Here is a 13549-nt window from a genome sequence, read left to right on the forward strand (position 1 = left end):
TGTAATGGTCTAAACATTTATAATCATTTTCTTACTAAATTAATTTCATTCTGCATTAATTTCTTATATTCTCCAGGCTTTAAGCTACTATCTAAAGACAAATCACCCATCTTAATACGTTTTAGGTAAGTTACTTTCATACTTACTGCCTCAAACATTCTTTTCACTTGATGAAACTTACCTTCCTGGATTACAAGTTCTATTTCACTTGTATTATTATTCGTATCAACTGAAAGACACGTTAAATCACCAGGCATAGTATGATACCCATCATCTAAAGTTACGCCTTGAGCAAATTGTTCCACCGTGTGATCAGTGACAATGCCGTCAATTTTGGCATAATACGTTTTATTCACATGTTTCTTAGGACTCAGCACGTCATGCGAGAACTGACCATCATTGGTTATGATGAGCAACCCTTCTGTATCTTTATCCAGTCTGCCGACCGGATGCAGGTCATAATGATCCAGCCCTGTAATAAGGTCAATGACTGTCTTATCTTTATCATGTGTGCTTGAAACTACGCCAGCCGGTTTATTAAGCATAAGATAGATAAAGGGTTCAAAGTGAATCATCTCACCTTGAACCTTTATGATATCTTTTTCCGGATTAATTTTAATATCTGGTTTCGTGACAACTTCCTCATTAACCGTAATCACTTTTTTCTTGAGAAATGCCTTAACATCTTTTCGTGAGCCTACGCCATGGTTGCTTAAAAATTTATCAAGTCTCATCGCGTTAACCTATTTCTTAAAGATTGGATACGTGCACCGAAGAATTGATCGGCTAAACGTGATTTCATCGATAATGATGCATAGACTAAAGCACCGACTACTGCTCCAATCACTAAAATGATAAGTGCATCCAGTTTATTGGAAACTGTGAGGAATTGCATTAAAATGACATAAACGATTTGTACAACTAGTACCATAATTAAGCTGTATAACGTAATCATCAACATTTGACGGGCAGTCGTTCGATACTGGAATCCCGCATATTTCTTGATGACATAAAGATTACAAACAATATTAAAGGTCATCGCAATCGCAGTCGCAAGTACTGCGCCTACTGTATGGAATACCATAATTAACGGGATATTAATCACTAATTTAACAAGGAGCGCAGCAAGCACGATATAAACCGTTAAATTTTGTTTATCAATACCCTGCATCATCGCAGCAGTTACAGAAACAAGCGCAAGTAAAATGCCTACAGGTGCATAATAAAATAGAATATTATTCGCAATTGGATTATAGCTGTAAAATACCGTATAAAGTGGTGCAGCTAATACCATAATACCTAATGAAGCTGGCACTGTAAGAAACATCAGTAAACCGAAAGTCGTTTTAATCTGATGATGCATTTCTTTAATCTTGCCTGATGCATGTGTTCTTGTAATTGACGGAACAAGACTAATTGCAAACCCTCCAGCAAGTGAAGTCGGAATCATAACAAGTTTATTAGATGTCGTATTTAATATTGTAAGGAGCATATCATTCATTTTTCCAGGCACACCTGCTAAACCTAATGCATAGTTATGTGTAAACTGATCAATCGTTGTATAAAGCGGTACACACAAACTTACGATAACGAATGGAATACTGTACTTTAATATTTCTTTATACATACTACCGTAACTAACATCAGTATTAGAATCATCGGAATCAACCATCTTGTCGATAAATGGTTTACGCTTTCTCCAGTAATACCAAAGTGTTAGAATCGCAGCGACCGCACCGATTGCTGCTGCAAATACAGCAATCTCATTAGCCAGTAGCATTGATTTATTCATAACGTTAAGGACAACGAACGTACCTCCTAGTAAAAATAGTATACGTGCAATTTGTTCAATAACTTGTGACACCGCTGTTGGTCCCATTGAATCATAACCTTGAAATATCCCACGCCATGTCGCTAAGAAAGGAATAAACAACACTGCAAATGAGATGATGCGAATAATCTCGGTAATATCTTCAACAGTCCATTTACCTTCAGAACCAGCAAGTGATGCCTCAGCAATCATCGGACTTAAAAAGTAAAGAATAACAAAGCCTAAGAAACCAGTGATACCCATTACTAATAATGATGACTTATAAAGTTTATAGCTAACTTTATAGGCACCTATCGCATTATACTTCGAAACATATTTAGCTACCGCTAACGGTATCCCGCCTGCAGCTACAGTAAGCATAACTACATATGGTGGATAAGCCATATTATATGGTGCTAAATTTTCTTCACCACCGATAATGGCATAGAACGGAATAATATAAAGTATCCCTAAAATCTTAGTAATAAAAATACTTGCCGTTAATAAGAACGTACTTCTGACAAGTGAATCTTTCTGTGACATAACTTCATCCCTATCTTTTTTAAAATAAAAGCTTCATAAATGATTAAACCCATTTTCAATGTAGATTATCATACCACCATTATAAATTTTTAACTACTGAATTCATATATTTTACCATAAATAAAATGTATAATAATTGAAAATGGAGGTATCAAATATGTATCAGACAATTGTCATAGGTGGTGGCCCTAGTGGATTGATGGCTGCAATCAGTGCGAGCGAAAATAATAACAAAGTCTTACTTATCGATAAAAAAGATCAGCTAGGTCGTAAATTACAAATATCTGGTGGTGGACGTTGTAATGTTACAAATAACGTCACTCATGAAGAACTGATTAAACATCTGCCTGGTAACGGTAAGTTTTTATATAGTGCATTTAATACATTCGATAATTATGCCATCATCGAATATTTCGAAAATCTTGGTGTCGCTTTAAAAGAAGAAGACCATGGTCGTATGTTCCCTGTATCCAATAACGCAAAGGATGTTGTCAACGCCCTTAAACAACAACTTATCAATAATAAGGTGGAAGTACGAACAACGACAAAGGTTGAATCTTTAATCATAGAAGAAGATAAGATTAAAGGTGTGATGCTATCAGATAACATACCTGTATATTCAGAAAAAGTCATTATCGCGACCGGTGGCAAATCTGTACCGCATACCGGTTCTACTGGAGATGGCTACGTATTTGCACAGCAAGCAGGACATACGATTACCGAGCTGTTTCCTACCGAAGTACCAATCACATCAAGTGAACCATTCATAAAATCTAAGATACTACAAGGACTTAGTCTGCAAAATGTCGGGTTAAGTGTATTGCGTAAAAATGGTAAACCACGCAGTACCCATCAAATGGATATGTTATTTACACATTTCGGAATATCAGGACCAGCAGCTCTTCGCTGTTCACAATTTATTTATCACGAGCAAAAAAGTCAGAAGAAACAAGAGATACAGATGATGATTGATGTATTTCCAGACATGACTATCGGTCAACTTACACAACACATCGAAAAAATCATTAATGATAATAAAGATAAAGCCATCAAAAATAGTCTAAAAGGTTTGGTGCAGGAACGTTATTTACATTTTCTACTGGAACGTGCTGAAATTAACCTTGAAGAAAATGGTCATCATATCAAAAAAGAAAGTCTTAAGACATTTATAGCGCTATTAAAAGGATTTGCATTTACCGTTAACGGTACATTATCAATTGATAAAGCGTTTGTTACCGGCGGTGGTGTTACTGTAAAAGAAATCGTACCAGCAACGATGCAGTCTAAAATACATGATAATCTTTATTTTTGTGGTGAAGTGTTAGACATACATGGCTATACTGGTGGTTATAATATTACAAGTGCACTAGTCACTGGTTATGTTGCCGGAATGAGCTGCAGATAAAACTAAATATAATGAAACAATTCCGGATACGCTTAGTATCCGGAATTGTTGCTTTACATATTATTAAATTTGGTTTCATCTTTGCCGGATACTCCTAGTATCCGGAAATGTTGGCTACATAACCATCAAATTTAACTTCATCTTTGCCGGATACTCCTAGTATCCGGAAATGTTGGCCACATAACCATCAAATTTAACTTCATCTTTGCCGGATACTCCTAGTATCCGGAAATGTTAGCTACATAACCATCAAGTTTAACTTCATCTTTGCCGGATACTCCTAGTATCCGGAAATGTTGGCCACATAACCATCAAGTTTAACTTCATCTTTGCCGGATACTCCTAGTATCCGGAAATGTTGGCTACATAACCATCAAATTTAACTTCATCTTTGCCGGATACTCCTAGTATCCGGAAATGTTAGCCACACATTTATTCACTTAACATCGGTTCAATAACTGCCATGCCACCTTCTACATTCACAGCTTTATAATCATTTGCTAATAAATAATGAGTAACATTCGCACTTCTTACTGCATGTGCACAAACAATATAATATTCTTTTTCACGATCTAAATTTTCCATCTGTTCAGGTATATCATTCATCGGAATATGCATTGCACCTTTGATCATACCTTGTTCTACTTCAAATTGCTCACGCACGTCAATAATGTTCATCGCTTCATTAGCTTTAATCTTGGCACAAAATCTTCAGTTGATATATTCATCATAACTCCTAGTTTGCCACAATATTGACTAATTTATTTGGTACTGCGATAACTTTGCGAATCGTCTTACCTTCAATTTGTGTTTTTATAGCATCCTGCTCAAGAGCAAAAGCTTCTAACGCCTCTTTATCAGTATCTTTTGCTACTTTCGCTTTAAGTTTTACTTTTCCGTTTACCTGAATGACAATTTCTACTTCGTTATCAACAAGTTTACTTTCATCATATGTTGGCCACGCTTCATAAGTAATTGTTCCATCATGTCCTAAAATTGACCAGATTTCTTCTGTAATATGAGGCGCAATTGGAGATAATAACTTCACAAATCCTTCAACGTATTCACGACTTACAGCATCTTGTTTATAAACTTCATTGATAAATACCATCATTTGAGAAATTGCGGTATTAAATCCTAAAGTATTATAATCATCTGTTACTTTCTTCACTGTCTGATGATAAACTTTTTCTAATGCTGGTGTCTCTGTATCTACAACTTTAGCAGATAAAGTACCCTCTTCGGTAATAAACGCACGATATACACGGTCTAAGAATCGGCGAGCACCGTCTAATCCATTCGTACTCCATGCTATGGATGCATCAAGTGGCCCCATAAACATTTCGTAAAGTCTTAATGTATCTGCACCGTGACTTTCAACAACATCATCAGGGTTTACGACGTTTCCTTTAGATTTACTCATTTTTTCGTTGCCTTCACCTAGAATCATCCCTTGGTTAAATAACTTCTGGAATGGTTCTTTCGTTGGGACTACACCTAAGTCATATAATACTTTATGCCAGAAGCGCGCATATAATAAATGAAGTACAGCATGCTCTGCCCCACCAATATATAAATCAACTGGTAACCAGTATTTTAATTTTTCAGGGTCGGCTAACGCTTCACTGTTATGTGGATCGATGTAACGTAAATAATACCAGCAAGAACCTGCCCATTGCGGCATCGTATTCGTTTCGCGTCGGCCTTTCATACCAGTAACAGGGTCTACTACATTAATAAATTCATCAATATTTGCAAGCGGAGATTCACCTGTACCTGATGGCATAATCTTATCCGTTTTCGGTAACATCAAAGGTAATTCGTCTTCTGGTACAGTCGTCATTGAACCATCTTCCCAGATGATTACTGGAATCGGCTCACCCCAGTAACGTTGACGTGAGAATAACCAGTCACGTAATTTATAAGAAACTTTCTTCTCACCGATTTGTTTCGCTTCAAGCATTTCGATTGCACGCGAAATACCATCTTCTTTGTTTAAGCCGTCTAGTTCACCAGAATTAATATGAACGCCGTCACCAGTGAATGCTTCTTTGTCGATATCTCCACCTTCAAGTACCGGTTTAATTACTAGTCCGAATTGTTTCGCAAATTCATAGTCACGTTCATCGTGCGCCGGTACTGCCATAATCGCACCTGTTCCGTAAGATGCTAATACATAATCAGAAATCCAGATTGGCATTTGTTCATTCGTAAACGGATTAATCGCATAGCTTCCTGTAAATACACCAGTCTTATCTTTCGCTAAGTCTGTACGTTCTAAATCCGATTTACGACTTGCCTGTTCCTGATAAGCTTGAATCGCCACGCGTTGTTCGTCTGTAGTGATTGATGCTACAAGTGCATGTTCAGGTGATAATACAGCATAAGTTGCACCATAAATAGTGTCAGGACGTGTCGTAAACACTTTAAATGACGCATCTTTTCCATCAACTTTAAATTCAACTTCTGCACCTTCAGATTTACCAATCCAGTTACGTTGCATATCTTTTAATGATTCCGGCCAATCCAGCTCATCTAAATCCTCTAGCAGTCGATCTGCGTATTCAGTAATTTTAAGTACCCATTGACGCATCGGTTTACGGATTACTGGATGTCCACCACGCTCTGATACACCATCGATTACTTCCTCATTTGAAAGTACTGTACCGAGTGCAGGACACCAGTTAACAGCAACTTCATCGACATAAGCTAACCCTTTATTGTACAGCTGGATAAAGATCCACTGCGTCCATTTATAATACTCAGGATCTGTCGTATTTACTTCGCGATCCCAGTCATAACTGAAACCAAGTTCCTGAATTTGTCGCTTAAATGTTTCGATATTTTTCTTTGTGAATTCAGCAGGGTCATTACCTGTATCAATCGCATATTGTTCAGCAGGTAAACCAAATGCATCCCACCCCATCGGATGTAATACGTTATAACCTTGCATGCGTTTAAATCTAGAGACGATATCAGTAGCCGTATATCCTTCTGGATGACCAACGTGTAATCCAGCACCAGATGGATAAGGGAACATATCTAAAGCGAAGAATTTTGGTTGTTCCATGTCTTCTCCAGTTTTAAAAGTTTTATTATCTAACCAATATTTCTGCCATTTCTTTTCAATACTTTGATGATTATAGCTCATAACTTTTTCCTCCTTTAATATATAAAAAGACAGCCATCCCTAAAATAAGGGACGACTGTCATATATGACAACCGCGGTACCACCCGCAATTCACTTTAATAAGTGCAGCTTTTGTTATTTATTTCAACACTAGCAAGTTCACAAGTTTCAAATACCAGTTCACAGCACCCACTGGCTTTCTTTAAAATGATTGCTTGTTACTACTCTAGATACATTTACTATAAAGGAGCTTTAAATCTTTTTCAAGTCTTTTTACTAAAAATAAAATACATCTCAAACAATTAATTTGAATTATGCAAATATTTTAAATTTTTAGTGTAAAATTAAAACCTTATCGATTATGTCGTCTGTTTTATATTTTTATCAAATATTGACAAAAATATAAATCCGATTAAGACAAATCCAATCATCGTATAGAACATTGCATGCATATTGTATAGGTCAACGATAACGCCACCTAAAACTGGTCCTATCGCTCTACCTAATGTTGCGGTTGAATTAACAATACCCTGATAGACACCAGTTCTCCCTTGAGGTGCCAGTTCATTGGCAATGGTCGGAACTGCTGGCCAGACAAACATTTCACCGATCGTCAATATAACCATCCCAACAATAAACATTGAAAAATCCTGTGCAAAACTCGTTACGATATATGAAATAATAAATATAATCAAACCTGTTGCTATCTGCATCTTTATCTTTTCACTCATAAAATTAATCACCGGTTTAATCAGTGGTTGTCCAACAATGATTAATACGCCATTGATGGCCCATAATAAACTGTACTGTTTAAGCGATATGCCGAGGTCTTGCGTATAACTTGAAATCGTTGACTGCCACTGTACATAACCAATCCAGCATACACAATAGGTAACACAAATGAGTATGAGTGCTGTAAAGCGATCCTTATCTTTAATATTGCCGACATCTTTCATTACATTCCCACCACTATGGACTACACCAGCTGTTCGGTAGCCAAAGAATGCGATAAAGAAAAATACGACATACAGCAATAGATTTAACATGAATATATAATCGAAACTCAGTTCAGCGATAAAACCACCAAGTGCTGCCCCTAATGCCACACCTATATTTTGAGATAAATAGATGGCATTAAATGTTTTACGTCCCCCTTGTGGCCATGCTGTACCTGCCATTGCATAGATAGAAGGAAATACGATACCTGATCCAAAACCTAAAATGATGAGCCACACAGCATACCATGGCCATCCATGTAAGAATAAAATACCGATTAAACTAAGCATTGAAATAACGATACCAATCAGTATCGAACGGTAGCCACCGTATTTATCGAACATCGTCCCACCTAACAAGTTGCCAAGCACAGAAGCACCAGAATTAAGCATTAATACTAATCCTGCTAAACTTAAACTTTTCCCTAGTTCATTATGTAAATAGATGGTATTAAGCGGCCATACTAAACTTGCACCTGTAACGTTTACTGCCATTCCGATGACAAGAAGCCAAACGAGTTTTGGCATTTTCATTGCATTTACCTCACTTTCTTAAAATTTATTTTTTCCGATTTCCTCTATTATATGTTAAAATCCATATGTTAAGAAAGAGGGAGACATAATGACACAATTTAAATATGCACTAGATTCAAAACTTTATCATACATGGAACTATCATTTAAGACAAAAATTCGGTACAAAGATATTCAAAGTTGCTTTAGAAGGTGGATTCGATTGCCCCAACCGTGACGGCACTGTAGCGTTTGGCGGTTGTACGTTCTGTTCTGCTGCGGGAAGTGGTGACTTTGCAGGTGATCGTGTAGACCCTATCCCTGTCCAATTCGAAAAAATAAAAAATAAAATGCACGAAAAATGGCATGATGGTAAATATATCGCCTACTTTCAAGCTTATACGAATACACATGCTCCACTCGACGTATTAAAAGAAAAATATGAAGCCGCATTAGCGCAACCCGGCGTTGTCGGATTATCTATTGCAACACGTCCTGACTGTCTGCCGGATGACGTCGTTGAATATTTAGCAGAATTAAATGAAAGAACATACCTCTGGGTTGAACTTGGTCTTCAAACCGTTCACGAAAAAACTTCTAACATCATCAATCGTGCACATGATATGCAGTGCTATTATGACGGTGTTGCGAAACTGCGTAAACACAATATCAATATTTGTACGCATATTATTAACGGATTACCGTTAGAAGATTACGACATGATGATGGAAACTGCACGTACTGTTGCACAAATGGATGTACAAGGCATTAAGATCCATTTACTTCATCTATTAAAAGGCACACCAATGGTAAAACAATACGAAAAAGGCATGGTCGAATTTATGAGTCAGGAAGATTATGTGAAACTTGTTGCCGATCAGTTAGAAGTTTTACCGGAAGAAATGATCATACATCGTATCACAGGTGACGGACCTATTGACTTAATGATTGGACCGATGTGGAGTGTCAATAAATGGGAAGTATTAAACGGGATTGATGCAGAACTCAAAAATCGAAATAGTTATCAAGGAAAATTTTATAAGAAGGAAACAGTATAAATGAAAGCGTTAGGTATACTCCCTTATGCACGTGCACTTTTAACAAATTATATCGAACCGGACGATATCGTTATCGATGCAACGTGCGGCAATGGCAATGATACTTTATATTTAGCACAACTTTTGAATAATACAGGTCATATACACGCATTCGATATTCAGGCGCAGGCAATTAACAATGCTAAAGAAAAAACGAAAGATTTTAATAATATAAGCTTTCATCAGACAGGTCATGAAAATGTGCTGGATGTGTTAAACCAAACTGTAAAACTTGCTATTTTTAATCTTGGTTATTTACCGAAGGGTGATAAGAGCATTGTAACGGTACCAGAGACAACTATTCAGGCTATCGACAATATATTTTCAATACTTGAAGTTGGAGGCATCATCATACTCGTCATCTATCCTGGACATCCTGAAGGAAAGGATGAAAAAGATGCAGTATTAGACTATCTTAAACAAATAGATCAGAACAAGGCGCATATCTTTAAATATGAATTTATTAACCAGAAGAATAATCCACCATTTGTCGTAGGGATTGAAAAAAGATAAAAAAAAGCAAGTGTTTGTCATTAGACATCCACTTGCTTTTTCTATAATCCACAAATCTCTAATATCGAATCAAATTGTTGCTTTAACTTTTCTTTCTTACCTTTCAGGTTAGAACAAGCTGCATCTACTATCTTTTCTTTTTCAGGTAGACGATCCTCATTGTAATATATCATAACAGTACGCTCATCATCTGCCGGACGAACTTTCTTAATCCAGCCATTCGCTACTAGATTATTGTAGAAACGCGTTCTTTTATATGGCTTAATATCCAAATATTTGTCTAATTCTTTCATCGGCATCGGTCCCTTGTCCCAAAGTGCCACCATTACGATATATTCTTCTTTCGTTAAGTTAAATTCTGAAGATATCATTTCGAAAATTTCATCTATTTCTTTCTGTAAGTCATTTAACAGAACCATATCACTTACTTCATGTTTATCTTTTGACATTCATTTTCACCCTCTAAATTTGCAATATCTTATTCTATACCCACTTCCTCTGTAATCAATCCAATATAATTCATTCTATTGTTCATAAATGATTCGATATAGTATAAAACATTGTCTTTTTCAGGCTCATTGTGAAGTTCATGAAATAGCGTACGCCAGTTTTTAATGTATATTTCAGAAGACTTAATTTCCTGTGAAAATAATTTAATCTGATCGATATCTGCAATACGGTCTTGTTCTGAATACATTATTAGTACCGGGATATCATTGATTTTGTGAATATTCTCCATCGTTTCCTTCATGATTTCAATAATTGACTTGTACCAATTAAAACTAACTTTTTGGAGCATCAAAGGATCACTTTTCATTTCAGCAATAATTTCTTTATCACGCGAGAAATCTTCTAAAGGAATATTCATATCAAACTTCGCATCCTTTGATATAGAACTTAAACTTGATGCGAGGAAATTTTTACGTGTAGTAACTGTGTTCTGAAATCCAAATAAAGGTGAAATCAACATCACACCTTCTAGTTTTATATTGACCTTTTCAAGTAAATTGACAGCGATTAAGCCTCCTAATCCAACACCTAGTAAAAATACCGGAAGATGATATTCTTCAGCAACTTCAATCCATTCCAATACTTTCTCTCGATATTCATCGAAATTTTCGATATGTCCTCTATTTACACGGGAAGTTTGTCCTTGTCCCGGTAAATCTCCCATAATTACATGATAGCCATCACGTCTTAAATGTGTGATAAACCATGCATATCTTCCATGATGCTCTAATATATTATGTACAATTACAACTATCCCTTTCGGTGCCTTTTCAGTTTCCCATTTCCACATAATGATACTCCTTTAATAATTTCTTTATCCGTCTTTTTAATGATATTATTATTATATCAAAACTTATGAAAGGTGGTTACAATATGTTATATGAATATGATGGTAAGTATCCTGAAATTGATGATAGTGCGTTTATCGCACCGAATGCAGTGATAACTGGCGATGTAAAAATCGCAAAAGATGCTTCAATCTGGTACGGTACAGTAATCCGAGGAGATGTCAGCCCAGTTATTATCGGAGAACATTCAAATGTTCAGGATCTATGCTGCCTCCATCAATCACCGGATGCACCGCTTATCATTGAAGAGAATGTAACGGTCGGACATCGCGTCACGCTTCATTCAAGTATGATTCGTAAAGGCGCACTCGTAGGAATGGATTCTACAGTTCTCGATGGAGCAGAAATTGGTGAGGGTGCATTTTTAGGAGCAGGATCTTTGCTTACACAAGGTAAAAAGATTCCACCAGGTATGCTCGCGATGGGCAGACCAGCCAAAGTAGTAAGAGCTTTAACAGAAGAAGATAAACAAGATATGGCACGCATCCAGCAGGAGTATGCTGATAAAGCGAAAGTTTATAAGGCGATGCACGAAAATAAAGCATAAAAAAGGTGAAGCCGAATCGGCTTCACCTTTTTTAAAATAATTATGCAATTCCAAATTTCTTATGCATGAATGGTAATCCAGCGATAATATAGCTGAATACGAACTCATAGAACATTGAGAAGAAATTAGCAAAGAAATATGTGAATGTATGACTAATCACTGCACCCATACCTTCAGCAGCAAAAGCAAAGTTTGCATCAATTGCACTATCGACTAAGTTTAATAAAATAATTACAATTCCCATTAACCACGCTTTTTTTGTTACCATTGCAACAATCAACGCGATAATTGTAATAACAATCGGTTCAAATACGAATAATTGGAAAAATGGATCTAACCCACCGAAAATATAATATGCCATATCTTTAAACATGTAGACACCTCTTCATTGATATACTTTATAATTCACTTTTTATTCTATCATTGAAAAGGAATAATCAATATTAAGATTATTTAAAGATTACTCAGTTACATTTACAAAGAATTTACAAATGACTGGTTATGTTGATTTAGAACCATTGAATCACTTCGTCAACAGACTTTCTAGATTTTTCCTGTCGGGGGTCAAACTTTCGATAACCAAACGAAACCATTACGGAAATTCCTTCTTTCTGACGATCGATGATACCCGCTTCTTCTAAAATAGCATTTACCTTACGATAATCGAACCCTTCTATCGGACAAGAATCAATACCGATTTGTGCAGCAGCAGTCATCATATTCCCAAGCGCAATATATGTCTGTTTACTTGACCAGTCAAATAGAGCACGCTCTGAATCTACTACTTCAATATGTTCCGTTTGAAATTCTTCATAGATCGATAGCATACGCTTTAATTTATCTTCATCCGGTTGACGTTGTTTAAAATGCTCAATAAAATAATCCGAATCATAACGTACATCCTTTCGCGCTAAAATCAATACGAAATGACTTGAAGTCGCCAGTTGTTTCTTTGCACCCCAGGCTACATCGCTAATGCTATTCTTTATTTCTTCATTCTCCAATACAATAAATCGCCACGGCTCTAAACCCACTGAAGATGGACTAAGTCTTGCCACTTCCAGAATAAAATCCATATCCTCTTTAGGAATTTTCACTTCATTATATTGTCTTGCAGCATGTCTAAAATGATGTGCTTTTAATATTTCTTCCTTGATTATTGATTTATCCATTATTGTCACCTCTTACATTATATATACAACGCCTATGTTTAAAATCAAAATAAAAAGACTCAACCGAGTCTTAAATTAATGCTTTTGTGTTACCGCAAAGTAGTTACCTTCAAAATCTGAGAAGTTGAATACTTTACCTGTCGGCATCTCAACAAGCTCACCTACTGTTACATCCATTGACTTCATTCGCTTATATAATGCTTCTAAATCATCTACTTCAAACATTAATGATGGTGGATCAAGTGTTACTCCAGGACTATATTTTTCGATAAATGCTCTATCAAATAACACAATCGTCGTTTCACTTTCTTTCGTCGCACCAATTTCATAAGATTTATATTCTTCTATTAGCACTGATTCATTAATGATTTCAAACTGCATAACCTCAGTCCAGAACTTAACCGCCTGCGCCTGATCTTTAACATAAAGCATCACACTTTGTAATTTCATCTGTATCTCCCCCTTTT

Annotated in this window: 14 protein-coding genes; 4 read left to right on the forward strand and 10 right to left on the reverse strand. The window is 36.2% G+C overall.

The window, feature by feature from the left end:
* Positions 1-23: 23 nt before the first annotated feature.
* Positions 24-734 carry a pseudouridine synthase gene (locus tag KFV12_RS09560; RefSeq protein ID WP_239242561.1) on the reverse strand — a complete coding sequence of 237 codons (711 nt, stop codon included), beginning with the start codon at positions 732-734 and terminating at the stop codon, positions 24-26.
* Positions 731-2353 carry a putative polysaccharide biosynthesis protein gene (locus KFV12_RS09565; protein ID WP_239242562.1) on the reverse strand — a complete coding sequence of 541 codons (1623 nt, stop codon included), beginning with the start codon at positions 2351-2353 and terminating at the stop codon, positions 731-733. Before KFV12_RS09565 ends, KFV12_RS09560 begins: the two co-directional genes overlap by 4 nt.
* A 157-nt stretch (positions 2354-2510) precedes the next feature.
* On the opposite strand from KFV12_RS09565, the gene KFV12_RS09570 reads away from it, so the two are divergent.
* Positions 2511-3758, forward strand: a complete 1248-nt coding sequence (locus KFV12_RS09570; protein ID WP_254256649.1) for a BaiN/RdsA family NAD(P)/FAD-dependent oxidoreductase — start codon at positions 2511-2513, stop codon at positions 3756-3758.
* Positions 3759-4190: 432 nt separating this feature from the next.
* Here KFV12_RS09570 and KFV12_RS09575 read toward each other — a convergent pair whose 3' ends face one another.
* The 3 genes from KFV12_RS09575 to KFV12_RS09585 form a co-directional block, all read right to left on the reverse strand.
* Complete coding sequence (locus KFV12_RS09575) at positions 4191-4436, reverse strand: rhodanese-like domain-containing protein (protein WP_254256650.1); 246 nt, start codon at positions 4434-4436, stop codon at positions 4191-4193.
* 58 nt (positions 4437-4494) lie between these two features.
* Positions 4495-6909 (reverse strand): leucine--tRNA ligase, encoded by a 2415-nt coding sequence (gene leuS, locus KFV12_RS09580; RefSeq protein WP_254256651.1) that lies wholly within the window; start codon positions 6907-6909, stop codon positions 4495-4497.
* A gap of 338 nt (positions 6910-7247) precedes the next feature.
* Positions 7248-8417, reverse strand: coding sequence for an MDR family MFS transporter (locus KFV12_RS09585; protein WP_254256652.1), 1170 nt, complete (start codon positions 8415-8417; stop codon positions 7248-7250).
* A gap of 88 nt (positions 8418-8505) precedes the next feature.
* On the opposite strand from KFV12_RS09585, the gene mnmL reads away from it, so the two are divergent.
* Together mnmL and mnmM are read left to right on the forward strand one after the other, a co-directional pair.
* On the forward strand, positions 8506-9453 hold the full coding sequence (gene mnmL, locus KFV12_RS09590; RefSeq protein WP_111716514.1) for a tRNA modification radical SAM protein MnmL/YtqA: 948 nt from the start codon (positions 8506-8508) through the stop codon (positions 9451-9453).
* Positions 9454-10005 (forward strand): tRNA 5-(aminomethyl)-2-thiouridylate-methyltransferase MnmM, encoded by a 552-nt coding sequence (gene mnmM / locus KFV12_RS09595; RefSeq protein WP_254256653.1) that lies wholly within the window; start codon positions 9454-9456, stop codon positions 10003-10005.
* A 41-nt stretch (positions 10006-10046) separates the two neighbouring features.
* Here mnmM and KFV12_RS09600 read toward each other — a convergent pair whose 3' ends face one another.
* Together KFV12_RS09600 and KFV12_RS09605 are read right to left on the reverse strand one after the other, a co-directional pair.
* On the reverse strand, positions 10047-10454 hold the full coding sequence (locus KFV12_RS09600) for a transcriptional regulator, SarA/Rot family (RefSeq protein WP_099579783.1): 408 nt from the start codon (positions 10452-10454) through the stop codon (positions 10047-10049).
* Between the two features lie 29 nt (positions 10455-10483).
* Complete coding sequence (locus KFV12_RS09605; RefSeq protein ID WP_111716511.1) at positions 10484-11305, reverse strand: alpha/beta fold hydrolase; 822 nt, start codon at positions 11303-11305, stop codon at positions 10484-10486.
* An 83-nt stretch (positions 11306-11388) separates the two neighbouring features.
* Between KFV12_RS09605 and KFV12_RS09610 the strand changes: the two genes are divergently transcribed.
* Positions 11389-11910, forward strand: coding sequence for a gamma carbonic anhydrase (locus KFV12_RS09610; RefSeq protein WP_111716509.1), 522 nt, complete (start codon positions 11389-11391; stop codon positions 11908-11910).
* Between the two features lie 40 nt (positions 11911-11950).
* Here KFV12_RS09610 and KFV12_RS09615 read toward each other — a convergent pair whose 3' ends face one another.
* From KFV12_RS09615 to KFV12_RS09625, 3 genes are all read right to left on the reverse strand, one after another.
* Positions 11951-12283: a hypothetical protein gene (locus KFV12_RS09615; RefSeq protein WP_111716508.1), complete on the reverse strand. Its 333-nt coding sequence runs from the start codon at positions 12281-12283 to the stop codon at positions 11951-11953.
* Positions 12284-12419: 136 nt separating this feature from the next.
* On the reverse strand, positions 12420-13082 hold the full coding sequence (locus KFV12_RS09620; protein ID WP_254256654.1) for an NAD(P)H-dependent oxidoreductase: 663 nt from the start codon (positions 13080-13082) through the stop codon (positions 12420-12422).
* Between the two features lie 75 nt (positions 13083-13157).
* Positions 13158-13532, reverse strand: coding sequence for a VOC family protein (locus KFV12_RS09625; RefSeq protein WP_242444246.1), 375 nt, complete (start codon positions 13530-13532; stop codon positions 13158-13160).
* Positions 13533-13549 lie beyond the last annotated feature (17 nt).

The organism is Macrococcus epidermidis (assembly GCF_024205965.1).
In the GTDB taxonomy this organism is placed as follows: domain Bacteria; phylum Bacillota; class Bacilli; order Staphylococcales; family Staphylococcaceae; genus Macrococcoides; species Macrococcoides epidermidis.

Excerpts from the sequence above, each read along its gene's own strand:
- KFV12_RS09560 (WP_239242561.1), bottom strand. The coding sequence starts at position 734 with ATGAGACTTGATAAATTTTTAAGCAACCATGGCGTAGGCTCACGAAAA.
- KFV12_RS09565 (WP_239242562.1), bottom strand. The coding sequence starts at position 2,353 with ATGTCACAGAAAGATTCACTTGTCAGAAGTACGTTCTTATTAACGGCA.
- KFV12_RS09570 (WP_254256649.1), top strand. The coding sequence starts at position 2,511 with ATGTATCAGACAATTGTCATAGGTGGTGGCCCTAGTGGATTGATGGCT.
- KFV12_RS09575 (WP_254256650.1), bottom strand. The coding sequence starts at position 4,436 with ATGAACATTATTGACGTGCGTGAGCAATTTGAAGTAGAACAAGGTATG.
- leuS (WP_254256651.1), bottom strand. The coding sequence starts at position 6,909 with ATGAGCTATAATCATCAAAGTATTGAAAAGAAATGGCAGAAATATTGG.
- KFV12_RS09585 (WP_254256652.1), bottom strand. The coding sequence starts at position 8,417 with ATGAAAATGCCAAAACTCGTTTGGCTTCTTGTCATCGGAATGGCAGTA.
- mnmL (WP_111716514.1), top strand. The coding sequence starts at position 8,506 with ATGACACAATTTAAATATGCACTAGATTCAAAACTTTATCATACATGG.
- mnmM (WP_254256653.1), top strand. The coding sequence starts at position 9,454 with ATGAAAGCGTTAGGTATACTCCCTTATGCACGTGCACTTTTAACAAAT.
- KFV12_RS09600 (WP_099579783.1), bottom strand. The coding sequence starts at position 10,454 with ATGTCAAAAGATAAACATGAAGTAAGTGATATGGTTCTGTTAAATGAC.
- KFV12_RS09605 (WP_111716511.1), bottom strand. The coding sequence starts at position 11,305 with ATGTGGAAATGGGAAACTGAAAAGGCACCGAAAGGGATAGTTGTAATT.
- KFV12_RS09610 (WP_111716509.1), top strand. The coding sequence starts at position 11,389 with ATGTTATATGAATATGATGGTAAGTATCCTGAAATTGATGATAGTGCG.
- KFV12_RS09615 (WP_111716508.1), bottom strand. The coding sequence starts at position 12,283 with ATGTTTAAAGATATGGCATATTATATTTTCGGTGGGTTAGATCCATTT.
- KFV12_RS09620 (WP_254256654.1), bottom strand. The coding sequence starts at position 13,082 with ATGGATAAATCAATAATCAAGGAAGAAATATTAAAAGCACATCATTTT.
- KFV12_RS09625 (WP_242444246.1), bottom strand. The coding sequence starts at position 13,532 with ATGAAATTACAAAGTGTGATGCTTTATGTTAAAGATCAGGCGCAGGCG.